The organism is Reichenbachiella agariperforans, assembly GCF_900142205.1.
Classification (GTDB): domain Bacteria; phylum Bacteroidota; class Bacteroidia; order Cytophagales; family Cyclobacteriaceae; genus Reichenbachiella; species Reichenbachiella agariperforans.
Genome location: NZ_FRAA01000007.1, coordinates 1 through 25,362, shown reverse-complemented (window position 1 = coordinate 25,362; position 25,362 = coordinate 1). Strand labels below are relative to the sequence as shown.

The following is a 25,362-nucleotide window of genomic DNA, read 5'->3' as shown; positions in this document are numbered from 1 at the left end:
TTATCTAAAGTCTTGATGAAATTTTGGGTAATATAAGATTTTTCCAAGTGGAGAAATCTCCCGCTTTGATGTGTGCTCTAGCCTCACCCACCAGCCACAAATAAAACGCCAAATTATGGATACTCGCAATCTGCGCTCCCAAAGCTTCGCTGCTATGCACCAGATGTCTCACGTAGGCCTTAGAATATGCCGTATCCACATAACCTCCGAGATTAGGGTCCAGTGGAGAAAAATCCTTCTCCCATTTCTTATTCTTTATATTGATGATTCCCTCAGAAGTATAGATCAATCCATGTCGGGCATTCCGAGTAGGCATCACGCAATCGAACATATCCACTCCTAAAGCAATGCACTCAAGGATATTTTCAGGAGTCCCAACACCCATCAGATAACGAGGCTTATCCGCAGGAAGGATACTACATACGAGATCTGTACTTTCATACATCATCTCGGCTGGCTCACCGACTGACAGTCCTCCGATAGCATTTCCTTCCCGACCAAATGAAGCGATAGTCTCCGCAGATTTTTCACGAAGGTCATGATAGGTGCTACCCTGCACGATAGGAAACAACGTTTGGCTATAACCATACTTAGATTCGGTCTGATCAAAACGGTCACAACAGCGTTTGAGCCAGCGATGGGTCATTTCCATAGATTCCCGTGCGTACTTTCGATCACACGGGTATGGCGTACACTCATCAAACGCCATGATGATATCCGCGCCTATCGTTCGCTGAATATCCATTACCACCTCAGGTGTGAAGTTGTGCCGAGAACCATCGATATGCGACTGAAACTTGACTCCTTCTTCGGTAATCTTACGACGGTGCTTCAATGAGTACACCTGATACCCTCCGCTATCAGTCAGCATAGGCTTTTCAAAACCATTAAACTTATGCAGACCACCTGCCGCTTCGATCACATCCAGTCCAGGACGGAGGTAGAGATGATAGGTATTGCCCAAAATAATTTGAGCTTTAACATCCTCGTTGAGCTCACGTTGATGCACAGTTTTGACTGTACCAGCAGTACCTACAGGCATAAATATCGGTGTTTCGATTTGCCCGTGATCTGTCGTTATCACCCCTGCTCTTGCTTTTGACTTAGCGTCAGTTACTTCTAATTTAAAATCCATAGAGGATGCAAAAATATGTGGATTTCTCAGATTAAGTTTATGTGCTGGTGCATATTTGCAGGCAATTCGGGATCAACAGCTATGACGGATATTTACTTATACATTTTACTAAGCAGTACTGGTATTCTTTTCATTTATTGGATTTTGGGATGGACCAAAATAGGACTCTACCGAAAAGCAGCCCAAACCACAGCACAACCTGTGTCTATCATCGTCTGTGCACACAACGAACTCCACAACCTCAAACTACTCATCCCAAAGCTACTACAGCAAGACCATCCAGATTTTGAAATCATCATCGTCAATGACAGATCGGATGACGGCACCTATGATTTCATGCTCGAAACCAAATCTGATCGTATCAAAAACGTAACTGTAGATCAAGTACACGACCACATCAACACAAAGAAATACGCCATCACTCTTGGTATACGAGCTGCCAAACATGATGTACTGCTATTCACCGATGCAGACTGCATGCCTTACTCGGACCAGTGGATACAGGAGATGACCAACGGCTTTACCGATCAAACGGATTTTTGCATTGGCGTGTCCCAATACACCAAAACTAAGGGTTTTCTCAACCGATACATACGCTACGAAACACTCCTCACTGCCATCAACTATAGCAGCTGGGCACTAGCTGGAAACCCATATATGGCCGTAGGTCGAAACCTCGCCTATCGAAAGTCAAGTTTCTTAGAACACAAAGGTTTTAATAAGTTTCAGCATATCACAGGAGGAGACGATGATCTTTTGATCAATCAGTTCGCCAACAAGAAAAATACGCAGGTAGTACTCGGGGCAGACGCTCTCACCCACTCCATACCCAAAACTGGATGGAACACCTATTTCAAACAAAAGCTCAGACACTTTTCGGTGAGCAAGTACTATTCTACGAAAGATAAGGCACTACTCGGATTACAAAGTCTATCTAACCTGCTTTATTGGTTGTCTTTGATTATTTTAGCCTTACAAACCAACCAATACGAAATCCCACTAGCTGTGCTTGGGTTTAGATGGATCATACTGATGAATCTGAACTTTTTCACATCTAAAAAGATTGGAGATCGTATGAACAGTTGGCTAGTTCCCGTTCTAGATTTGTTTTACGTACTATTCGTAACCATCACTGGAACGATCGCGATATTCACTAAGAAGGTTAAATGGAAGTAAAGAAGCAGTTTTCCGAAAAGGCACTAAAAGATTTTAAACTCATAGATCATGCGATCAATGAAGGAGACGAGCAGGCATTTGCAGAGCTCATGGATCGCTACAAGCGTCCCGTATACCACATGATCCTCAAGATGATACGCAATACGGACGATGCGGAAGACCTAACGATCGAGGCATTTGCCAAGGCTTTCAAAAATCTCCATAAGTTCAAAAAAGACTACACTTTTAGTACGTGGCTATTCAGAATAGCCACCAACAACACCATTGATTTCATCCGAAAAAAGAAATTGAAGACTTTCAGTCTAAACACCTCTTTCACCGATGATGGAGGTGAATCTGTCACGATAGATGTAGAAGACAAAAACCTCAATCCACAGGACGAAACGATCAAGACCCAAAAAATAGAATTGGTACAAATGTTCGTCACCAAACTACCACCAAAATACCAGCGTTTGGTTCGACTCAGATACTTTGACGAATTGTCATATGACGAAATCGCCAAAACCTTAGATGCACCCTTAGGTACTGTCAAAGCACAGCTACACCGTGCTCGCGAACTCATGTACGATCTGGTCAAAGACAAAAAGCAGCACATCTAGCTACACCGATGCACCGACTTATTACTAAATATTTTCCGAATCTAACGGACAAACAAAAGGATCAATTTGCGCAGCTCGAACCCCTCTACAAAGAGTGGAATGCGCAAATCAATGTCGTCTCTCGTAAGGATATCGACGAACTATACCTGCGTCATGTACTGCATTCGCTAGGAATCGCTAAAGTAATGGAGTTCCTACCAGAAACCTCTGTTCTTGATATTGGTACTGGTGGTGGATTTCCAGGCATCCCGTTAGCGATTTTATATCCTGAAACTGATTTTGTACTAGTAGACAGCATTGGAAAAAAAATAAAAGTCGTAAACGAAGTATCAAAAGGCCTTGGCCTTACCAATGTAACTGGTATCCACGGCAGAGCAGAAGAAATCAAGGGTTCTTTTGACTTTATCGTCAGTCGAGCTGTGACTCGCATGAAACCATTTTATCAATGGACCAAAGGAAAGATCAAAAAGGAATCTAAACACCCGCTCAAAAACGGAATACTTTATCTAAAAGGAGGGGATCTCGGCGATGAAATGCTAGAATCCAAGCTTAGATACAAGTTGTACAATCTCACAGACTATTTTAAGGAAGACTTTTTCGAAACGAAAAAGGTCGTTTACGTTGAAAAGCAGTAGTATCTAATCGCCAGCGATCTTTACATAGTGCAGTTGTACAAGACCAGATTCGTAACTCGTCGAATTGATGAGTGCAATATCCTGAGGAAGTAACCCGCCTTTGAACAGCCTTTTACCTTCTCCCAAAAAAACTGGTATAATCGAAATAATAAACTCATCAATCAACTGATGCTTCATCATCAATTTGACCAAATCAGCTCCTCCATCACAGACGATATTCTGACCACTCTCTTTTCTCAATTCATCAATCAGATGCTCTATATCATCATTATAAAATATGATATTCTTCTGAGGTAACAGTTCTTGTCTCGTGATCACATAACACTCCATCTTCTCAGCCTGAGGCAGATACCCTACTATATCGACTATCTTATCATAGGTTTTCCTACCCACCAGATAGGTATCCACGTTTTCCATCACAGCAGCATAACCATAATCCTCCCCCTCACGCTCTACTGTATCCAACCAAGACAAATCATCATCCTCTGTAGCCAAATACCCATCAACACTCATACTCACATATAGTATTACCTTTCTTTCGGACATAAATAGTGTTTTAAAAAATCAACTTGTCAATTAGCTACAATTGCTAGCCATGACAGTATCCAAGATAAGAATCCTGATTTAGAAAGAGAATAGTAGAAGCTGATCTTTTTGATGAGAAATTAAAAACCTTGACACATAGAAGAACCTTTACATCACAAAGAAGTCGTCTAATACAGGTTTCTTAGCGGGAAGGTCATCTCTACTTAAGAGTTGTTTGATATTGAGTTCTATCGTATGAGCAATGGCCGATACAGACACATCTGTAGGTCGGTTTTCGAAGGGATCTTGGAGGTAAAGAGCTGTTTTCTCAAGTAAGAAAAAAGGTAGAGATATCAGTACCAAGAGAGGTATCTCCCACAGTCGGTCCACTTCTGCTAGCGCTACTGCAAGCAACGTAATAAATAAGTATATAAACAAATGTAGAAACAACCTATAAGTGGTAGGAAACACCGTGTTTTTGATCCTTTCGGCACGTCCCATACTCTCACACAGCCTAACTAGGGTCTTATCAATTTGTATCTGCTGATATTCATTAACCTTTCCATCTCTAAATATTCGCTTCAGGTCTGCTGATTGCTCGTTGAGCAGTGCTAGGGGAATATTACTATGCTCACTAATGCGTGCAAGCTCCTCAGCACTGATAAACTCATCCAGTTTACCCAACGGAGACAATCCTCTCAGCGACTGTCCCAAACTGTGTGACCACCCCGCCTGACGCATTGCCATTCGCTCTGTGATTTCACATTTCCCATCAGTATGATAGTTGAGCAGTTGCATCGTCAACGTCCTAGAGTCATTGACGATTGCACCCCATATCTTTCGCGCTTCCCACCATCTATCATACGACTGGCTCAGTTTAAAACCCAGCAACAGTGATATTGCCGTACCCATAAAGGCAGGTATGTTAATGGGAATGATTGGGAAATCAATTTTTCGTATCGTAAAGAAAACCCCAATGGACACTAACAGTACCACGATCGCATCTACGTAGGCAAATCGAATAAAGTATTTGAGAGGAATTCTATATCTAACGAGCATACCTGACTACTTAAAGAATGTACTGACTGAGGTCTCTATTTTCTACCATTCCGCTAAGTTTCTCTTGCACCATCGTCTTATCTACCACTATTTGAGCATTCGCTCCGATGACATCTGGAATATCAAAAAGTATATCATTGAGCAGTCGACTCATAACCGTATGTAACCTTCTCGCTCCTATATTTTCTATCTCAGCATTGATATCAAACGCTATCGATGCTATCTCTTCGACAGCCTCATCGCTAAAGCTGACATTCACATCTTCCGCACCGATCAAAGCAATATACTGCTTGGTTAAAGCATTTTTGGGTTCGCTGAGAATACGCACAAAATCAGCTTTGGTCAAGCTCTCCAACTCTACTCTAATCGGGAACCTACCCTGCAGCTCTGGAATCAAATCCGAAGGCTTGGCAAAATGAAAAGCCCCTGCAGCTACAAAAAGCACATGATCCGTATTGATGACGCCATATTTGGTATTGACAGCACTACCCTCTACGATAGGAAGGAGATCACGTTGGACTCCTTCTCTGCTGACATCTGGGCCACCCTTTTTAGATGCCCCTACTGCTATCTTATCTATCTCATCGATAAAAATAATCCCTGTATTCTCCGCTTTGGCAATCGCTTCATCTTTGACCTCATCCATGTCTATCAAACGAGAAGACTCCTCTTCCATGAGTAGTTTTCGAGCATCAGCGATCGTCACCTTACGCTTTTTACTCTTCTTAGGCATCATGTTGCCGATCATCTCTTGGATATTCATCATGGATGACTCATCCATCTGCCCTCCACCGATCATCCCTACACCAGGTGACGAATTTTGACTCACGCTGATGTCAATCTTGCGATCCTCCAGTTCACGGTTTTTTATTTTCTCTCTAAAACGCTCACGCGTACGTTCGTTCAAATCTTCATCATCAGTCACTGCGTCTCCGTTGCTCTCCACAGTCGACATAGCAGATGTAGATTTCTTTACTGGTGGGATCAGCGCGTCAAGGATGATGTTTTCCACGGCTTCTTCTGCCCTTTCTTTGACTGCCTCTTTTTTGTGGGTTTTGACAAGTGCAACAGCCTGCTCAACCAAGTCACGAACCATGCTCTCCACATCACGCCCGACATAGCCTACTTCTGTAAACTTCGAGGCTTCCACCTTGACGAAAGGCGCATCAGCAATCTTAGCTAGTCGCCTTGCAATTTCGGTTTTACCAACACCCGTTGCCCCTATCATTAGAATGTTATTCGGCACTATTTCACCTTGAATCTCAGTTTTGACATTCATCCGTCTCCATCGGTTTCGCAGTGCGATCGCTACATTTCTCTTGGCACTATCTTGGCCAATGATGTATTTATCCAGCTCGGCAACTATTTCCTTTGGGGTTAAATATTGATCTGTTGACAACATTCTATATTTCGTTTTTATTCAACTCTAGCTTTAAAAAACATCACCTCTCAGACGAATCTCCCCTTGAAAGGTGATGAAATACTTCTATTACTTTTCAGGGAATTCAAATTTCATGGCATTCTGAACCTTTTGAGGAAGCAATGCAATCTCCAAAACCTCATCGACTGTATCCACAAAATGGAAGATCAATCCTTTGATATATCGCTCATCGATTTCATCAATATCCCTTCGGTTCTTCTTGCACAAGATAATCTCATTGATCCCTGCTCTTCGCGCAGCAAGAATCTTTTCTTTGATCCCCCCGACTGGCAGCACCTTTCCTCTCAATGTGATCTCGCCTGTCATGGCCAGCTTATTTTTAACCTTTCGTTGCGTAAAAATAGATGCCAATGAAGTCAGCATTGTGATACCCGCAGATGGCCCATCTTTAGGAACAGCACCCGCTGGTACGTGAACATGCAAGTCGTATAGATCGAAAGCCTTGTAGTTGATCCCTAACTCCTCAGCATTAGATCTGAGATAGGATAGCGCCGTGATGGCAGATTCTTTCATCACGTCACCCAGCTGACCTGAAAGTGTCAATTTCCCCTTACCTCTACTCAAACTAGACTCAATAAAAAGGATTTCTCCCCCGACAGAAGTCCAAGCAAGCCCCGTCACGACACCCGCCATTTTGTTATTTTGGTACAACTCCTTATCAAAAATTTCTGCTCCTAGTATGCGACGCACCTGCTCTGAATCGACCTTCTTCACATATTCCTCCTCCATCGCAATAGACTTGGCTGCATCTCTCACCAGTGAACCTAATTTTCTCTCTAAGTTTCTCACACCAGATTCTCGAGTATAATCATCGATAACTTTCGAGAGTGACTTTTTATCGATAGATAAGTCAGAAGATTTCAAACCGTGCTCTTCCAGTTGTTTAGGGAACAAATGCTTCTTCGCAATCTCGATCTTTTCCTCCATGGTATAGCCATTGATTTCGATGATCTCCATTCTGTCTCTCAGTGCAGGCTGAATTGTATCCAGTGAGTTCGCAGTAGCGATGAAAAGCACCTTGGACAGGTCATATTCTACCTCCAAGAAATTATCCTTGAATCCGTTGTTCTGTTCTGGATCCAGTACCTCTAGAAGTGCTGAAGAAGGATCACCTCTAAAGTTGGTCGCGATCTTATCGATCTCATCCAGTACAAATACAGGGTTAGAAAATTTCGACTTATTGATATTCTGAATCACCTTGCCAGGCATAGCACCTATGTAGGTCTTGCGGTGACCTCTGATCTCTGCCTCATCGTGCACCCCACCGAGAGACATTCTGACATACTCACGGTTCAGTGCTTTAGCAATTGATTTTCCGAGGGATGTTTTACCCACACCGGGAGGGCCAAACAAACATAAGATCGGTCCTTTGAGATCATTCTTAAGTTTTCTAACCGCTAAATACTCGATGATACGATCTTTGACTTTCTCTAACCCGAAGTGCTCTTGGTCTAAGATTTTTTTGGCACGTTTGAGATCAAAATTATCTTCTGACATCTCGTTCCATGGTAATTCTACCAGTAGTTCCGCATAGTTCATCGCAACTGGATATTCAGCTGCCATAGGGTTCATACGCAAGATTTTATCCATCTCCTTATGAAAATGTTGGGCAATCTCTACTGGCCAATTCTTCTTAGTTCCTCGTTCCCTCAAGTCATCCAGCTCCTGCTCTGGACTCCCCTGACCTAGTTCCTCCTGTAGGACTTTCATCTGCTGTCGGAGATAGTAGTCACGCTGCTGTTGATCTATATCCGTATTGACTTTGTTCTGGATTTCATGTTTGAGTTCCAAAACCTGTATATCCTTCAGCATATACTTCAACAGCAACTCAGCACGCTTCGTACCATCATTGATATCTAGGAGCTTCTGCTTGTCCTTTACATCTGTATTGATGTTGGAACACAAAAAATGAGTAAGAAAGCTAAAACTATCTATGCTCTCCAGTGCCACTTGTGCTTCCTTCGGAATATCTGGATTCAGTTTTAGGATTTTTTTAGCCGCATCTTTAAGCGAATGAATGATTGCCGTACGCAAACTCTCCTCTCCCGATTCGAAATCCTCCTCTAGCAATTTAACACGAGCTGTCAAATACGGATTTTCCTGAACGATCTGTTCAATATTCATCCGCTTTTTGCCTTGGATAATGATGGTCGTATTCCCGTCAGGCAAAACCAACATTTTCAATATCTTAGCAACCGTACCGGTTCTGTATATTTCCTTTTCTTTGGGATCCTCTGCCAATGGATTTTTCTGAGCAATCACCCCAATGATCTTATTGGTTCTATATGCTTTTTTGACTAGACGTATGGACTTTTGTCTGCCCACCGTAATCGGAATCACTACTCCTGGAAAGAGTACCGCATTCTTAAGTGGTAGTATGGGTAACTCGTCAGGAAGATCATCCTGATATATTTCGGAATCATCTCCTGTCAAATCCAATGGAATCAAATCTCCATTGTCATCTTCTGATAAATCCGATAAAAAGCTTGTTGATAACATATTATTTTGCGTCATAAATAACTTCACTTGCCTGTCACTATGGCATAAAACTTAGAATTTCAGCCATATTTTAAAGATACACATAAGTTGCAATCGGTATGCCAAAGTACTTATATTTAATAAGCCTATAAATTCGTTTAGTGCATCTACTGTATTAGTTTTAAAAATCAGCTATTTTCACATTTTATTAATCGAGCATCGTCTTAACCAAAAACGAGTGAATAGTTTATTAACTATCAAAAATCACATCCAACTCCTATTCGCCTTAGTAGTACTACTCGGTATCAGCTATCCTGACGCTACACAGGCGCAATTCTTAAAGAAAAAGCAAGACAGTCAAGCGATTACAGATATAGACACACTGAGCTCGGAGTGGGAATTCAACATCTACAACTTCACCAACGTCAACCGTATCACCGAATACTACAATAAATCCGAACTCCAAAAAATACAAAAACTAGAGGCCAACAAAGACTGGTCAAACCTCTACCCAGTACTACAGGAATATGTCAAAAAATTTGGAATCAGAAATTTCTACGTCGACACCTATTGGATATGGAGACTCGCCAAATTGACAGAGATCTATGGCACAGAAGAAGAAGCTACCTCACTCTACAAACTCGTCCTGCGTCACCACCACAAAAACATAGATATCCGTGAACTCGAACTATACTACGATTCCCTCAATACCCAAGAGACTGAAAATTTCGTACCACTAGACTACTACTATAAGCTCGTCGAACACCGCAAAGCCATCGACACCATCCGTCCACCGCGTGGCGTACTGCTCAACATGGGACGAAAAATCAATTCGAGACATGCTGACTATGGTCCCTCCATAGGTATGAACAATCAGGTTTTGATTTTTACCTCACAAAGAAATGAACGAAGAATCGGGCTGGACTATGTCAAAAATGAAGACCTGTTCATTAGCATCAAAGAAGACGGGTACTGGGAACTCAGTACCGACCTGACTCAAATCAATACACATTACAATGAAGGGTCTGCATGTCTCAGTAAAGATGGTCGGACACTCTATTTCTCTCGCTGCGGTTCTCCGATGGGACTAGGTGACTGTGACATTTTCGTAGCAACCCTCGACCAAGATAGTGTCTGGACCGACATACAAAATCTCGGAACCAATGTAAATAGCCTGACCTGGGACTCTCACCCCTCTCTGTCTCATACAGGGGACACGCTCTATTTTGCCTCGGATCGTATGGGAGGATTCGGTCTGTCTGACATTTACTTCTCCTACAAAAACGAAAATGGTGCTTGGATGCCTGCACAAAATCTTGGTCCAGTGATCAACACGCGAAAAAACGAGGTAAGTCCATTCTATCATCCCGAATTCGAAGTGTTGTTTTTCAGTTCCAATGGACAGTTATACAAATTTGGAGAGTTTGATATCTACAAATCCTACCACAAAAGTGGTATCTGGAGCGAACCCATCAACATAGGCCCACTGGTCAATGGACGTGGCAGTGAGTTTTATTTCACCATAGATTCCAAATCCAAAGATCTCTACTACGCACGGTCTGCTACTGACGATCTAAACATGCTGGATCTATACTCTTTCCCCTTACCGATGGAGGCACAGCCACAAGCTCTCACCCAGATAGCTGGGAGTCTCACAGATTCCTTGACTGGAAAACCTTTCACAGGAATCGTATCCGTCATCGACCTAGACGAAGGAGTCGAGGTATCTCCTAAATACCTCAAGCCTGATGGCTCGTTTGAGTTCGATCTGATCAACAACCGCAACTACCTACTGGTTATCCAAGGAGATGAGTTCTTTCGAATAGAAGAAATGTTCTACCTGGATGGGCCAGAAAGGTTCGATGAAGTCACCGATCATATTGCCAGCCGTGTCAAGTTCGAATCCATAGAGTTCGACCCAGGTCTCGCCCATCTCAAAAGTGAGATGTACGGTGACCTCAATAAAATCGTCAACTTCATGTATGACAATCCTGACTTCTTCTTGAAAATTTCGGGTCATACAGACAAATACGGTACAGAGGATTTCAATTTGACACTATCTGTAGAAAGAGCCAACACCATCAGAGATTATATCGTGGTTTTTGGGGGAGTCGCTGGAGACCGTGTGATTGCTGAAGGTTTTGGTAGTAACAACCCAATCGTAGAGGAGCACACCAAAGAGGATCAAAACCTCAATCGCCGCGTAGAATTTGAAATCTACCGCCCTGCCAAACCAATCGAAAAAAAGGCTATCGAAGACTTGACCGATGAAGATTTTGATTAACTAGAGCTTGCCCATAACCTCCACTCTCTGCGTTATGCTCATCAATAAAACACTCATTTCCGAAAGGAAATTCCGCTTATTCTTCCTCGCATGCCTTGATAGCAAAATTCTGAATCAGCCTCTTTCTATATAGACAGATTCTAACTAATCAGGGATTGTAAAAAAGAAACTACTCCCTTTTCCTTCGATACTTTTAACCCATATTCTACCCTTGTTCAATTTGACGAATTCTTGACAGAGCAACAACCCTAACCCCGTACCCAATTCCTTTTTTGTACCCGGAAGGCTTGATATATTAGACTCGTCGAATAGTCCCTCCATCGTTTCTGGGCTCATCCCCACTCCCGTATCCTTGATTTGAAACAATATTTCGCCTTCTTGTCTTACGGCTGTGATCTTGATCGTCCCCAACTCATCGGTAAACTTGATGGCGTTGTTGTAGAGGTTACTAATCGTACTCTGTAACGAACGCTGATCAGCTGTAACCATCAGATCAGGAGCAATATCTATCTGCGTCGCTATCATCTTAGATTCTGCACTTGGTCTGTAGTTTTTGATACTATCCTCCGCTACCTCCAATACTACCATTTCTTTTTGATCAACGGCCACCATCTTTTGCTGCGACATAGCCCAACTCAGCAGGTTATCCAATAGCTCGTACACATTTTCAGAAGCAGAGCGCAGGTGTTTGATGAGTTCCTGCTCTTGAGACGCTGAAAGTTTCATTCCCTTAGCGGATAAAATTTTAATGAGCTCTCTTATGTTCCCTACTGGTCCCCTTAGGTCATGAGCAACAATAGAAAAGAACCTATCCTTACTTTCCAAACTCTTTTTCAAAGCTAGCTCTGACGATTTAAGCTCCGTGATACTCTTCCCAAAACAAGCTACACCTGCCACCTCACTGGCTATTCTGATCGGATTAAAAGAAAGTTCGACGTACGCGGTTTCTCCCCCATAATCAAAAGTTTGTAATTCTTTAAAATGCTCACCCCTTAGTGCCCTATCATACCAACCTTTCCACATCTTTTTCACTCCCTGTCCTTCGGGAGTAGATTCGACGATATTATCACCCACTGATAGTCTCACACCGATAGCTTGCTCATAACCTACGGTCATGGCCGTGTTAATTGTCAACAGGTTGTAATTCCTATCCACTGACCAGATCGCATCACTCGTATTCTCTATTTGAGCGATCAGGTACGCTTCATTCTGAATCACCTTTAGTTCCGCTAACCTTCTCTCGGTTATATCTCGGGAAGTACATGCTGCGCCAATTACGCGCTCTTCTTCAATGATGGGTATCAACACGACCTTAACATAAGTCGGTATACCACGTATATCGAACTGATCCTCAAACTCTACCTTCTCTCCCTGTAGTGCTAACTCGTAGCGTTCAACCCACATTGAGCTTAAAGGTTCTGGGACATTCTCGAGGATATAATCTCCTGGCTTGAGTGCATAACCAAAAGCAGTTTTAAAATCCTCCGACATGTTACGATTCACCACCGTGCATATCAAATCACGATCATAAGACCATAAGCGATCTTCTGAATGATTTATCTGGTCTAGTAATTCTTTCTCCATAATCTAGATAGGTCTACAACTAAAAAATAGGCCTATTTACATTCAATTCAAAGTTCATACTGATTTTGATCCCCCCCCTAATTATGAAAAAGTTCGGTCTTAAACTCAAGACACAAAGCTAAAACAACTACAAATCAATAATACACCGCCACTTCACTGAGCAATTTCCGATCAAAATCAGGTACATAAACCTCATCTTCGGGGTAGCCCACGGGCAGTACCAAAAAAGCACGTTCATTATCTGGTCTTTCTAGAATATCAGAGAGAAAATTCATCGGGCTAGGTGTATGGGTCAGCGTCACCAATCCCGCATGATGCACTGCCGAGATAAACATCCCCGCGGCAATCCCCACCGACTCATTGACATAGTAGTTGTTAGACTTAACACCTGACGCATCACGCTCAAAGACTCGTTTAAACAATACGACCAGATAAGGAGCTGTCTCCAAAAACGGTTTCTTCCAATCCGTACCGATAGGCTTCAAATCATCAAGCCAACGCTCACTCATACGTGACTGATAGCTCTCATACTCTTCCTTTTCAGCTGCTTCACGGATTTTGGATTTAATGCCAGAGTCTGTCACTACACAAAAAGTCCACGGCTGTTTGTGTGCCCCTGAGGGCGCAGTAGACGCTGCACGTATTATATTATCTAATACTTCTTTGGGGAAAGAACGGTCAGAAATCTCTCGTACACTGCGACGCTTATCTAGCCACTCATAATATGCCTTGCTTCGTTCTCGCATTTCATCTTCTGCATAGCTCTGTGTATCATGTTTCACATGTCTGAATCCATTGACATCTTTCGTTTTCATCTTTCAATCTATTTTAAAGGCTGTTGTATGTTTATTCTTTGACAGGACGAATTGACTCTTGACATGTGCAATATTGGAGTTGACAGATAGCTTAGCCAGTATAAATGACTGAAAAGACTCTATATCTCTCGTTACGATCTTGAGCATATAATCAAAATCACCCGCTATGTGATAACACTCCTGCACCTCTGGATAGTCATTCATCTCACCAATAAATTTATCCAAATATGATCGCGTATGATTCTTGAGAGAGATAAAAACAAAAACCGTCAGCTTCTTATCAATCTTTCGCTGATCCAAAAGCGCTACATATTGCTTGATCACACCTTCCTTTTCTAATCGCTTGACCCGATCAAAAACAGGAGTCGTAGACATCCCCATTTTTTCTGCCAACGCCTTGTTCGTAATTCGCCCTTCGGCCTGTAGCAGATTCAAAATCTTAATATCTACCTCGTCTAATAATGCCATTTTTAGAATTTAATTATTCCCACAATCTCACCGGCATAATTTTAAAGAATTATCACTATATAAAACTCAAATAATAACCATTTAATTCTTAATACAGATATTTTGTCAGGATATACAACTATCAAATATAACCTATTAATACTTTTATTCTTTTTTAAATCATCAAATGAGTGAAAGAATTATTAAGACAATTTGAACAAAAAAGACCCGAAGTGGTATTCGAGTGGTACGATGACGAAACAGGTGCAGAAGGCTGGGTGGTAATCAATTCACTACGCGGTGGAGCTGCGGGTGGCGGTACTAGAATGCGTCTTGGCCTAAACCGAAATGAGGTAGAATCTCTCGCCAAGACCATGGAGATCAAATTTACCGTATCAGGCCCTCCTATCGGTGGTGCCAAATCAGGAATCAATTTTGACCCCTCAGACCCACGAAAAAAAGAAGTCCTAGCGCGATGGTACGCAGCAGTCACCCCACTACTAAAATCGTACTATGGTACAGGGGGGGATCTAAACGTCGACGAGATACATGAGGTCATCCCGATCACAGAATCCAACGGACTATGGCATCCACAAGAAGGGGTCTTTAACGGTCACTTCCAACCCAACGAAGCAGACAAAATCAACCGTATCGGACAGCTCCGCCTTGGCGTCATCAAGGTCATCGAAGACACTGCCTACTCCCCCGACCCAAAACGAAAATACACCATAGCAGACATGATCACAGGATTTGGTGTGGCTGAAAGTATCTCTCACTACTATGAGCTATGGGATGACGAACTCGTAGGGAAGCGTGTCACCATACAAGGCTGGGGCAATGTCGGCGCAGCAGCTGCCTTTTATCTATCTGCCAAGGGGGCTAAAATCGTCGGGATTATTGACAAAAGTGGAGGACTAATCCGTGAAAATGGTTTCTCTCACGATGAAATCGTTTCCCTCTTTGTATCCAAAAAGAAAAACACCCTCACACACCCTGAACTCCTCAGCTACGAAGAGACAGACAATAGAATCTGGCATCTCAAAACTGACATCTTCGTACCTGCCGCAGCGTCTCGGTTGATCGATCGCTATCACGTAGATCGTATGATCGCTAGCGGGCTGGAGCTGATCGCTTCTGGTGCCAATGTTCCATTTGCTGACAAAGAGATCTTTTATGGTCCGATCAGCGAATACGTGGATCACCAAGTAGCTGTGATCCCAGACTTTATCGCCAACTGTGGTATGGCGCGAGCCTTTGCTTATTTCATGGAAGGGAAAGCAGACCTCTCGGATTTGGCCATCTTCGAGGATACCTCCCGCACCATCAAAAATGCACTGGTCAAAATCCACCAAGTGAATCCATCCAAAACAGGACTGACACAGACAGCGTTCGAAAATTCATTGACCCAATTATCCCCACAACCCTTAGAAACAGCAACACCATGAAAACACAACCCATAGAAAAAATATTCGCCGAAGCAGATGATTTCTTACCGCTCAATGGTACTGACTTCATCGAACTATATATAGGCAATGCCAAACAAGCCGCTCATTACTACATGACAGCATTTGGGTTTCAACCTCTCGCGCATAGTGGACTAGAAACTGGCAATACAGAAACCGACTCCTACGTCCTCATACAAGACAAAATCAGACTAATCCTGACTTCACCATTGGTAGCAGGTACAAAAATCGGCAAGCACATCGATGCACATGGCGATGGGGTCAGAGCTGTCGCTCTCTGGGTGGATGACGCGACCTATTCTCATCAGGAGACCGTTCGTCGGGGTGCAAAATCATTCCTCGCACCCGAAACACACAAAGACTCAAATGGCGAAATAATCATCTCTGGCATCCACACCTATGGGGAAACCGTTCACTACTTCGTAGAGCGAAAAAACTATAATGGCGTCTTTATGCCCGGCTACCAACCTTGGACTCCAAGCTACCAACCGAGCCCTATTGGGCTGAAGTATGTTGATCACATGGTCGGCAATGTTGGCTGGGGCGAGATGAATCAGTGGGTAGATTTCTATGCAGATGTGATGGGGTTTGCTCAGTTAATCTCTTTCGATGATAAAGATATCTCGACCGACTACACTGCCCTAATGAGCAAGGTCATGAGCAATGGCAATGGTCGAATCAAATTCCCTATCAATGAACCTGCCGAGGGGAAAAAGAAATCTCAAATCGAAGAATACCTCGATTTCTATGGGTCACCTGGCATACAACACATCGCTGTAGCAACTGATAACATCATAGAGACCGTCCAATCGATGCAACAGCGTGGAGTGGAGTTCCTACAGGTGCCTGCCAGCTACTACGAAACTGTACTAAACCGCGTCGGGAAAATAGACGAAGACATCACCCCGCTACAGGAACTAGGCATACTGGTGGATCGAGATGATGAAGGTTATCTCCTACAGATTTTTACCAAACCAGTAGAGCCTCGGCCTACATTATTTTTTGAAATCATCCAGCGAAAAGGTGCACAATCATTTGGTAAGGGAAACTTCAAAGCGCTCTTCGAAGCGATAGAGCGAGAGCAGGAATTGAGAGGCACGCTGTAGGATGGATGAATGAACTCCAAAAACTATTTCAAAGCCCCCATCAACCCAAAGCGAACATTCCAAGGTTTAGCGTTAAGCGGGTTGGTCTGGTGCATAAAGTTGTAGAGGATAGACACTTGGCCTTTGAGGCGACCTCTGATCTTGAACTGGCTCTCGATCCCTGCCAGAGCACTGTATTGCCAAGTCTGCGCTTTGGACATCTCTGGTGTCTTGAGGGCAGAGCCATTGGATAGAGACTCCATCTCCACATGTGCATAGAAATGGCTCACAAGGTAGTACTCCGTAAAGACGCGATAGCCATACACCTGTGTTTCTTGAAAATCACTATTGATCTCTATCAAGTCTCCATTGGCACGGTAGTTTCCACCTACGCCTACGCTCCATTTCTTGGTGATCAGGTACTGTAGCTCTGGACTAACATCCACTGACGTATGCTCATCGATGCGCAACTGAAAATTACCCCCAAGCACTAGACGCTCAGCCATTGGCTTACCTTTCATCGAGTTTCGTTTGGTAGCGCTGGTCAAGTCAGTAGCATCGGTCACGGCACTGTATTTCTCCTTGAGCTCCTCAGTCTGCTCCATCGCTCCACTTAGTGCCTCACTCTTGTCTGCAAAAAAATCCTCATTCGCTGTAGCCGTATTGGCTAGGTCTTCGTCGGGTAGAGAAGCTGCTTTGGCGAGTTTGTTCATCTCCTGTAAACGCTCCATCTCTGGGCTAGAGACTGGTAGAACAAGTTGCTCGCTTTGCTCTAGTTCCTTTTTGGCATAGCCCTCTAGCTCTTCATTATATTTTTCAGCGAGTTCCTTTCGTTTGACTTCCAGTAGGTATTCTTCTTCGTAGTTGGGGAGGTTCTCATGCTTGAGACTGTCTTTGTACTCTCGGTACTCCTTTTCATCCTTGAGCAGGCTGTTGTTGAGTGAGGTGTATTTGCTTAGCTGGTCGTGGGACTCTAGGATGTCACGAGAGCGGGATTTGGTTTCTTCCTTGGCGATGCGTTTCGCCTCGTCCCAGCTCATGAGCGCTTCGTAGCTGTAGAGTGAGTCGGTGTAGCGGTAGTGCTCTCGCTGTAGCTCCTGTAATACTGCCAGCGAATCCTCTCCGATCTGCTGCTCTAGGCTGTCGCTATCGCTAGCCAAACGCAAGCTATCCTCCATGGTCTCATAGCGCTTGTCCTGCTCCTTGAGCCAGGCTTCATTCTCCTTCTTGAGATGGCGGTATTCTTTTATGTTTTTGTCTACCTCCGAACCGACCTTGCCTCCAGACTTCTCAAAAAAGCTCACATCGAAGTTCTGCGCTGGTAGGCTGAGCGTGGTGATCGAAAGCAAAATAAAAAGCAATAGCTGTCTCATGGAGTGATGTGATGAGGGTTGGTATATGATGGGAGTAAAAATAAGGGAAATGGGGGAATAATTATAGAATCTTCTTTGTTGGATTACCTCTTTTAAGTCGCGTTGCAAACGCTCAATCTCAATCATCCTCTAAACGCGGACGAATAAAAAAGAGACCATGAATTAACACCTATATATGTCATTCATGGCCTCTTTTCATTAGTACATTGCTGCGGTTTATGCAGCGTTCTCCTCTCTACTTGCATCAGATACTTTTTCAAATTTCACATGATCCAGTCCCTCTTGCAGCAGTGCACTGGGGCGATAGATTATCTTGAACCTTCGGATAGAGTTGCTACTGACCTCATCCTCGCTTTCGGCAGACGAACTACTGATGGAAGGATAAAAAGTCCCTAACTGACCCAAATGTACCGCACGACCATTGAGCAGATGCTGGTTGGTTTTGCGCAGGAATGCTTCTAACACGGCTAGAAAAACACCGGGATGAACGACATTCAACTCTTCGATCTCAACCAAGAGATCCCGAAAATCAATCTTTTCGCCTCTTACGATATTTGCATAATACTTAGTGACTCCTCCACCGACTACTCCTGGGTAGCCTTTGGGGATGGCTTTAAATTTCACAGACATAATTTTAATATTTAAAGGGTTAAACAAAAATTTGAGAATCGCTTAACTAACCCTTTAGCACAGTTCGGACAGCGTCCTTCTCTGAGGGAGACCTTGGCAGAAGCCGACAATGCTTGTCTGGAGCTTTGCTAAGTATGTACTTACAAAAAGGGGTGTTGCTTTGCTGGGTCGCGACAGTGTAGTGCTCGACTTGGCTGGGCCTGGGCTGTAAAAGCGAGTGTACCGAATGGCCTTTTCAGTGCATCTATTAGATATAGAGTTCAATAACAATTTTCGATCCAAAAAAACCACGAATGACGTTAAAAAAAGTTAAATACAAACACCTGTGGTTCGCACTCCAATCACCTGTGGTTGACGCCCGGACCACCTGTGGTTGAGCCGCCAACCACAGGTGGTCTGAGCACCCCGCTCAAATGCCTCCAAATGGCCTTTTTGAGGATAAAAAAAGGGTGTAAATGTAAAATTTGGACAAACAGGAAAGACTCGACTATAGAAATAAACCACTATGAGCTGAAAGCACCATGGTTTTGGTGATGACTGAAAGTCATTCTATGATAAAGTTCGATTGATCATCCCCTAGCGCGCTTTTGCAAAGCGTGCTCATTTAGCATGGCATTTTCAATGCGAGTAGCCCAGGCATCCCAGCGTAATCCCGGGCACTGCTATAAACATAATGTTCTGGCTCGTACAGTATTGAGTGCAGAGGTCCAGCCTCCTGACTGATCCCTCTGGTCGTAGCGTCCGCTAAGACCCTTTATAAAGTAGAGCGCCTGCCTGTCCGGCGAGGCAGGTCCGCTCGATTACAGATAACGTAGCTCTAATTCACCATGTTCACCTGCATACTGTCTGGCACTACTCCACACCCAGTCTTCTGGCTTATATACAAACCCTGCCTCTACTGGGTTGTAATGTATACCCGCCTGCCGGATCGGGCAGGTACTCCAGTCTTTGATCTATCATCTCATTGGTGGACAACTCTATGGGATGATTATGTTGTTGCCAAAATTGGTAATCTTGGTTTCGCTTATTTTTCTTTCCTGCTCGCTCAAACATCCATAGCAACCATTCTCGTCTGCTCTCTGGATTGGTTTTGTCTTGTAAGATTTCTTTGATCTGTCTGGATGTGAAACTCTTGAAATCCCGAATTACATCTGACAATTCCCCTTCCGATACACTCAAAATGAGGTGAATATGACTCGTCATGATGCAATAGGCATGTACTTGTAGATGTTTGTTTTCCTGACAATGCTTCAAGCTGGACAGAATCACTTCTTTGTAAATATCACGTATGAATATATCTATCCAGTTGACTATTGTAAAAGTCACACTATGAGCTGATAACTGATCTCGAATGGCGTATTTTCTACCCATGAATACAAGATAAGCACTTCCTGCAAAACATCATCAACGGGCGGACCTGCCTCGCCGGACAGGCAGGCGCCCTTCTACATTTTGGGTCTTAGCGGACGCTACGACCAGAGGGTGGGGTTACCCATCCCTTGTCTGGCACTTCCATCTCACTAGATACTGGCACATCAAAATAAACCTCAGTCCATTCTGGATTGTCCACCCAAAATTTCATCAAGAACCTTGAACCTATTTGAGCATCAATACACTTTTGAGAAGTGCAAATCCCTTCAAGTCTCTTTCCTTCCACAACGTACTCAAACTTCTTACCTACATCCTTTGCACTAATGTATTTAGTCGTGATTTCACAAACTGTATACCGTACACCTGATTGTGACTTCACGTAGTTCTTGTAAACTAAATACCCAACAACTACGATCACCAACCCGATCATAAATATCATAGACAATCTGTACTTCAAACTTTCAACAGTCATTCTTCTATTGCTTTTTTAGAACCTTCAGAAATCACTTTCATAGAAAGATCAGCCCCCCACTGAATCAATGGTTTAGCAACAGACCCTTTTATCACTTCCAAACCTCCAACTTTCCCGGCCGCATAACCAGTCACAAAATCGACTGCTGATCCTGAATTTAGATTTACAAAGTTATAATCACTGGCAAAAGGTTTAATATCAAACACAGCTCCAGCTCCCGCACTTATTGGGGTATTTAATCCCAGAAATCCTTGTGCTCCAATATCAAAAACATCCAACTGACTTGCGTCACCTGTCAATAATTGATTTGTTGTCTCAACAAACATATTAAAACCTGCCTTCGTCAAATATGCCTTAGAAGTTAAATCAGTAGTCCCAAAGAGTGCCATTTTGATAGAGGAAGCAGACAATGAAACTGATCCCTCGCCAAGTAAATTCAATAACATCGGCGATCCATAAATAGCCACCATAGTCCCTCCAATACTATAGGCCGCAATTTTCATCCACGCATCCCCCATTTTATTGGGGCGATATTTTTCCTTAAGGTAGTCACCATAGGAGAAGTTGTTGGATTGATCGCTATACATCTGAACTTGACGAATATCACCTTTACTCAAAGCAATCCCTCCAGCTCTCTCTAAGGGATTTATGCTTTGAATTAAATCAGAGTAATCTTCAGGTAGTTTTTCAGCAGTTACCACTACCTCATCCAATATCTGAGGACCTACTCCATCTCCTTCTGGATTTAATCCTAAAGGATCGTTGAACTTTATAGGGTTGCTATAGGCATAAGACATCGGACTCATAGAAGGAAAAAGGTCAGCAAGCGCATCAACTCCCCAAAACCTACCTAACTCAGGATTCATCATTCTATTTTGAGTCATATAGAATCCTAAATTCACATCGTACTCTGAACCTGCGTTATACTTAAACAATTGAGAAGTCATCCCCACATTGCTGTAAGAATTAAAACTCAACCCAAAGGGATAATAATCATCCTTCTGTACAATCGGACTGTACTGCTGTTCGACCCTGAAATCGTCAAAGAACACATCGATCGGATCGGTCGTCCCGTTCTCGTTCGATAGGTAAATATACACATAGCCTGCTTCCTCTATCGCTATGCTGTGCGACAAATGCTCGTGTGCGACATCTGTACCGTCCTCGGCGGCATCTTCGCTCATCTGCTGGTAACCGGACTGCTCTAGGATGGGTTGGTAGTTGTTGTCGAAGACCAGGTAGTTAAGGTAAGCTTTCGGTGCGGTGCTCGGGTCGCTCTTGCCTGTCAGTAGGTCTGCAAAGGGTAGCTGCGCCGAACCGTAGTTGGCACCCTCGAAGACTACTCCAGTACTAGCAGCTGCGATCTGTCCCACTAGGGTATTGAGTGCAGAGGTCCAGCCTCCTGACTGATCTCCATCCAGATACTTGGCATAGACCTCTAGATTGATCACATCTCCAGGCTTCACTCGTAGCTGTCGGGACAGGCCGATCACTTCGTCATCAGAGCCATTGAGACGTACAGCATATTCTCCACCCGTCGTGTGATTGAAGAGATCCGCTTTGATCCGCATGGCTTTGTCATAGTCTCCGAAGTTGTCGTTGGTTGCTTCTTCTATAGTCGCCAAGGCTTGCTCGGTCTTCGGCTCGGACGTGAAGGTGGCTCGCACATTGCCTAGGTGGTCTTTGAGGTGGTATTGGTATTCGTAGACACCCCCCTGTCCCCCCTCTAGGGGGGAATAAGTCACTCTGCCTTCGGCATGCTGGATGAATTGCAGGGATGTCTCCGCCCCGGCGGACAAGCCTAACTCAGCTAGCGTCTCATAGATGAAAGCGCCTTTGTAGTCGGTGCGTTTGGCTTCTTCACCATCCTCATATACAATCTGGGCTTGCTTTACGCCTGCTGCGTCGTAGATATACACTATCTCGACACCCCCCTGTCCCCCCTCTAGGGGGGATTTCACCACTCGTACTGGTAAGTTCAGGTGATTGTAGGTAATCTCGGTGATGCCCTTGTTTTGATCCACCGTCATGTTGCCATTGGCGTCATAGCGGTATTCTTCGTCCTGATCCGCTCCGTCCTTAAAACCAGTATCTGATTCGCTATCATCTGTAACTTTGATCAGCTGGTTGCCTTGATAGCCATAGACCAACTCGTCGATGCTCTGGCCTGGCAGATTGCCTGCACTGCCGTTGTCTTTGTCACCCAGTCGGTTTAGGTGCAGGATATTTCCATTGAGATCATAGTCTATCCCAGTCACATCATAGTCCAAGCCTGCTTTGGTACTGGAGTACATCGCTTCGTTGAGACGGTTCATCGGATCGTAGGCATAGTCATAGCTATTGAGGATAGCGGTTTCCATGGGGTTAGTCCAGTCGATCTCACCGATATTGCCATTGTACTGAGCATGCGTGGCATCCGTATACTTCAGCTGCATGGAGAAATAGCGCGAAGGATCGTCCGTCCCTGGGTCATTAATATGCGTCAGCCAACCTCGGATATTATAGGCATAGTCAATTTCTTGTTTGTAGACACCCTCCGCACCCTCCTCTGAGGGGGGATTTTCTTGATGGAGCTTCTTAGTGATCAGTTCGCCGAGTTCGTTGTATTCATTGGTCAGTATGACCACTGGTGTCTCTTCGTTGATTTGATGCGTGACAGACATCAGTCGGTCTGCATGATCATAGTCGAAATGCTCCGTGATGGTAGTCGTCTGATCACTGTCGGCATGATAGTGGGCATGACGGGTCTCCACTACGAGTGGATAGACGATGCTATAGTAGTCTGTCTCGACTTGGTCCGTATTGCCTTGATAGTCTTTGTTGACCACCTCATCCACACGATAGCGGCTGTCGTAGAGAATCAGGCTTTGGTTCCACGCCTGATCGGCGTGCAGGCACCCCTCTCCTTCAGGGCAATCCTGGCTAGAATCGATACCCAGAACTTTGGTCATAGTCCCCGTCACGTAGGTTTTGGCAGTGGGTTCTGAGCTGGTATCTACCTCATCTATCTCCCAGTCCGCGATGCTGGTAAAGCCATAGTTGTCGTAGAAGATCACTGATAGATGATCCAAACCTGTTTTGGGGAATGATTGGTTGGTATAGCCGAATGTTCCGTTGTTGTCCTGAACCTCATACCATTCGTCTGTATTGCTCTCAGCATCTTCATAGAACTGGTCGATGAGACCTTGCATGGTCGCCTGGTCTACTTCACTGCCATGGGTATAGATACCCGTAATCACAGGACGATTCAGGGCATCGTATTTGGTAAAGAGCCATTCCTTGTTTGCTCGCTGATTGGCATCCTGAGTCAGCACCAGTCGGTCTCTATCGTCATAGACCATGTAGACCCATCCTGCGCCCGGCACACGCTTTTCGGTCATGCGCTGGCGGTGGTCATAATGATATTGGAAGGCGAGGGAGTCAAAATCAGCAATATTTAAGTTCGCTGAATACTTGGGAGGCAATACAAATCTAAGGTTTCCAAAGTCATCATATACGTAGTAGGTCTCTGCCCATTCGGATGCACTTTCATCGGCTTGCACTTTCTTCAAAACTACCTGTCCTTCGAGGTTTTTGTACTCAATCACCCTATGCTGCTCTTCATCGATGGTTGTATTTTTATAAAGGCTAGCCGACTCATAGTAGCCTTGGTTGGTAAGACTACTCGAAACTATTCCCCACCAAACTACCTCTTCTTCTATATTTGTGGAATACTCGAAAAGTACAGGTCTACCATCTCTTCTCCATACTTCTCCTGGGCCGTACTGTGCCGCAACTCTGTTGAGGGGGGAAGGCTCGTATATAGTTTCCGAATAGGGTATTGCGTCTACAGGCGTATTAGGTGATCCCGCATAATAATCGAAGACTGCTCCTGAGTTTTGATTGAGAGATAGGGCATTGGGATCATAGCACCCCTCATCAAAGCCATTTCTGACATATGACTTAAACCCCTTCGAAGTTCTGCCAAACCCATCTAATGCATATGGTGTTATCGCATCAAAGCCACTATGAGAATTGCCTATCATAACAACTTGTCTTTCCTCGCCAAGTCCATCATAATATGTAATAGATGAAGTAATATTCTCTTTTGTACTAGGTAAATCTATCTCCTCTTCATATGCATCTTTGTATTTTATAGAATGGACATAATTAAAGTCAACACTTCCTATAAAAGACTTCATTTCCACCTCATTCGTGAAAATGCTATGTCCAAGATTATTTTCGATTAGTACTTTATAAGTTCCCGGCTCACCAACATCAACAGAAGCTTGTTCTAACTCACTTACCTCCACATCGTCTCTAAACCATGTGTAAGAGTCATACCCAGAGCTCGTAGATAACACTCCTAAAGTAATATCTTTGCAGTCACTAATAAATTTATCAATGTTTAGTTCAGGAACAGGAATTACAGAAACGATCAAATCACCCTCAACCTCAGGACAAACTGACCCTTCTTCTCGATATGAATAAGTTAGTATATGAAGCCCTATACCCAAATCCGAGGTAAATATCGTTTGGCCAAAAACAAGATCTCCTTCCACAGACCATTGCCCTCCAGATAAGTTAGCAATTGGTAAATCTAAAGTTTGATTTGGAAACGTTTCAACTCGTTGTGGAATAATAACCTCAGGCAAAGCGCTTATCTCGATAGTAGCACTACCTATCATCTCACTTGCACATGGCTCTTCTGTCACAATAATATCTGGAATGTAACCATGAACAGTATATACTCCTGCCGCTGTTAAACCCGTCCATGACAAAGGCTGACCCTCGACCTGAGAAATCCGCTC

At 43.8% G+C, this 25,362-nt stretch carries 19 protein-coding genes; 6 read left to right on the top strand and 13 right to left on the bottom strand.

What is annotated here, in order from left to right; translation table 11 throughout:
* Window positions 1–4: 4 nt before the first annotated feature.
* On the bottom strand, window positions 5–1,135 hold the full coding sequence (tgt, locus tag BUB99_RS15925) for a tRNA guanosine(34) transglycosylase Tgt (protein ID WP_073124116.1): 1,131 nt from the start codon (window positions 1,133–1,135) through the stop codon (window positions 5–7).
* A gap of 39 nt (window positions 1,136–1,174) precedes the next feature.
* Here tgt and BUB99_RS15920 point away from each other — a divergent pair, with 39 nt between their 5' ends.
* Genes BUB99_RS15920 through rsmG form a run of 3 tightly spaced genes read left to right on the top strand, consistent with a single transcriptional unit; the run spans window position 1,175 to window position 3,545 of the window.
* Window positions 1,175–2,311: a glycosyltransferase gene (locus tag BUB99_RS15920; protein WP_245816857.1), complete on the top strand. Its 1,137-nt coding sequence runs from the start codon at window positions 1,175–1,177 to the stop codon at window positions 2,309–2,311.
* Entirely contained in the window at window positions 2,302–2,910 is a 609-nt protein-coding gene (locus tag BUB99_RS15915; protein WP_073124112.1) for an RNA polymerase sigma factor, read from the top strand. The genes BUB99_RS15920 and BUB99_RS15915 overlap by 10 nt, the downstream gene beginning before the upstream one ends.
* An 8-nt stretch (window positions 2,911–2,918) precedes the next feature.
* Entirely contained in the window at window positions 2,919–3,545 is a 627-nt protein-coding gene (rsmG, locus tag BUB99_RS15910) for a 16S rRNA (guanine(527)-N(7))-methyltransferase RsmG (RefSeq protein WP_073124110.1), read from the top strand.
* 3 nt (window positions 3,546–3,548) lie between these two features.
* Here rsmG and BUB99_RS15905 read toward each other — a convergent pair whose 3' ends face one another.
* The 4 genes from BUB99_RS15905 to lon all read right to left on the bottom strand — a co-directional run bounded on the left by BUB99_RS15905 (window position 3,549) and on the right by lon (window position 9,069).
* Window positions 3,549–4,091 carry a dihydrofolate reductase family protein gene (locus tag BUB99_RS15905; protein WP_073124108.1) on the bottom strand — a complete coding sequence of 181 codons (543 nt, stop codon included), beginning with the start codon at window positions 4,089–4,091 and terminating at the stop codon, window positions 3,549–3,551.
* A gap of 147 nt (window positions 4,092–4,238) precedes the next feature.
* Complete coding sequence (locus BUB99_RS15900) at window positions 4,239–5,129, bottom strand: bestrophin family protein (RefSeq protein ID WP_073124106.1); 891 nt, start codon at window positions 5,127–5,129, stop codon at window positions 4,239–4,241.
* Between the two features lie 10 nt (window positions 5,130–5,139).
* Window positions 5,140–6,531 (bottom strand): ATP-dependent protease ATPase subunit HslU, encoded by a 1,392-nt coding sequence (gene hslU / locus BUB99_RS15895; protein WP_073124104.1) that lies wholly within the window; start codon window positions 6,529–6,531, stop codon window positions 5,140–5,142.
* 87 nt (window positions 6,532–6,618) lie between these two features.
* Window positions 6,619–9,069: an endopeptidase La gene (gene lon, locus BUB99_RS15890; RefSeq protein ID WP_139281054.1), complete on the bottom strand. Its 2,451-nt coding sequence runs from the start codon at window positions 9,067–9,069 to the stop codon at window positions 6,619–6,621.
* A 217-nt stretch (window positions 9,070–9,286) separates the two neighbouring features.
* Between lon and BUB99_RS15885 the strand changes: the two genes are divergently transcribed.
* A complete protein-coding gene (locus tag BUB99_RS15885) occupies window positions 9,287–11,332 on the top strand; it encodes an OmpA family protein (protein ID WP_245816856.1) in 2,046 nt (681 codons plus the stop codon).
* Between the two features lie 144 nt (window positions 11,333–11,476).
* Here BUB99_RS15885 and BUB99_RS15880 read toward each other — a convergent pair whose 3' ends face one another.
* The 3 genes from BUB99_RS15880 to BUB99_RS15870 form a co-directional block, all read right to left on the bottom strand.
* Window positions 11,477–12,916, bottom strand: a complete 1,440-nt coding sequence (locus tag BUB99_RS15880) for a sensor histidine kinase (protein ID WP_073124098.1) — start codon at window positions 12,914–12,916, stop codon at window positions 11,477–11,479.
* Between the two features lie 134 nt (window positions 12,917–13,050).
* Window positions 13,051–13,731, bottom strand: coding sequence for a nitroreductase family protein (locus BUB99_RS15875; RefSeq protein ID WP_073124096.1), 681 nt, complete (start codon window positions 13,729–13,731; stop codon window positions 13,051–13,053).
* A 3-nt stretch (window positions 13,732–13,734) separates the two neighbouring features.
* Entirely contained in the window at window positions 13,735–14,199 is a 465-nt protein-coding gene (locus BUB99_RS15870; RefSeq protein ID WP_073124094.1) for an Lrp/AsnC family transcriptional regulator, read from the bottom strand.
* A 170-nt stretch (window positions 14,200–14,369) separates the two neighbouring features.
* Between BUB99_RS15870 and BUB99_RS15865 the strand changes: the two genes are divergently transcribed.
* Both BUB99_RS15865 and hppD read left to right on the top strand, forming a co-directional pair.
* Window positions 14,370–15,623 (top strand): Glu/Leu/Phe/Val dehydrogenase dimerization domain-containing protein, encoded by a 1,254-nt coding sequence (locus tag BUB99_RS15865; protein WP_073124092.1) that lies wholly within the window; start codon window positions 14,370–14,372, stop codon window positions 15,621–15,623.
* The gene (gene hppD / locus BUB99_RS15860) at window positions 15,620–16,747 is read left to right on the top strand and encodes a 4-hydroxyphenylpyruvate dioxygenase (RefSeq protein ID WP_073124089.1); all 1,128 of its coding nucleotides are present in this window, start codon (window positions 15,620–15,622) and stop codon (window positions 16,745–16,747) included. The genes BUB99_RS15865 and hppD overlap by 4 nt, the downstream gene beginning before the upstream one ends.
* 23 nt (window positions 16,748–16,770) lie before the next feature.
* Here the strand turns inward: hppD and BUB99_RS15855 are convergent, their stop codons facing one another.
* The 5 genes from BUB99_RS15855 to BUB99_RS15835 form a co-directional block, all read right to left on the bottom strand.
* Window positions 16,771–18,099: a hypothetical protein gene (locus BUB99_RS15855; protein ID WP_073124087.1), complete on the bottom strand. Its 1,329-nt coding sequence runs from the start codon at window positions 18,097–18,099 to the stop codon at window positions 16,771–16,773.
* A gap of 216 nt (window positions 18,100–18,315) precedes the next feature.
* A complete protein-coding gene (locus tag BUB99_RS15850) occupies window positions 18,316–18,729 on the bottom strand; it encodes an HU family DNA-binding protein (protein WP_073124085.1) in 414 nt (137 codons plus the stop codon).
* 876 nt (window positions 18,730–19,605) lie between these two features.
* Window positions 19,606–20,100 carry a transposase gene (locus BUB99_RS15845; protein ID WP_245816855.1) on the bottom strand — a complete coding sequence of 165 codons (495 nt, stop codon included), beginning with the start codon at window positions 20,098–20,100 and terminating at the stop codon, window positions 19,606–19,608.
* A gap of 88 nt (window positions 20,101–20,188) precedes the next feature.
* Entirely contained in the window at window positions 20,189–20,572 is a 384-nt protein-coding gene (locus BUB99_RS15840; RefSeq protein WP_073124083.1) for a hypothetical protein, read from the bottom strand.
* Window positions 20,569–25,362: DUF6443 domain-containing protein (locus BUB99_RS15835; RefSeq protein WP_073124081.1), on the bottom strand; the 4,794-nt coding region annotated here is incomplete at its 5' end. The genes BUB99_RS15840 and BUB99_RS15835, both read right to left, overlap by 4 nt.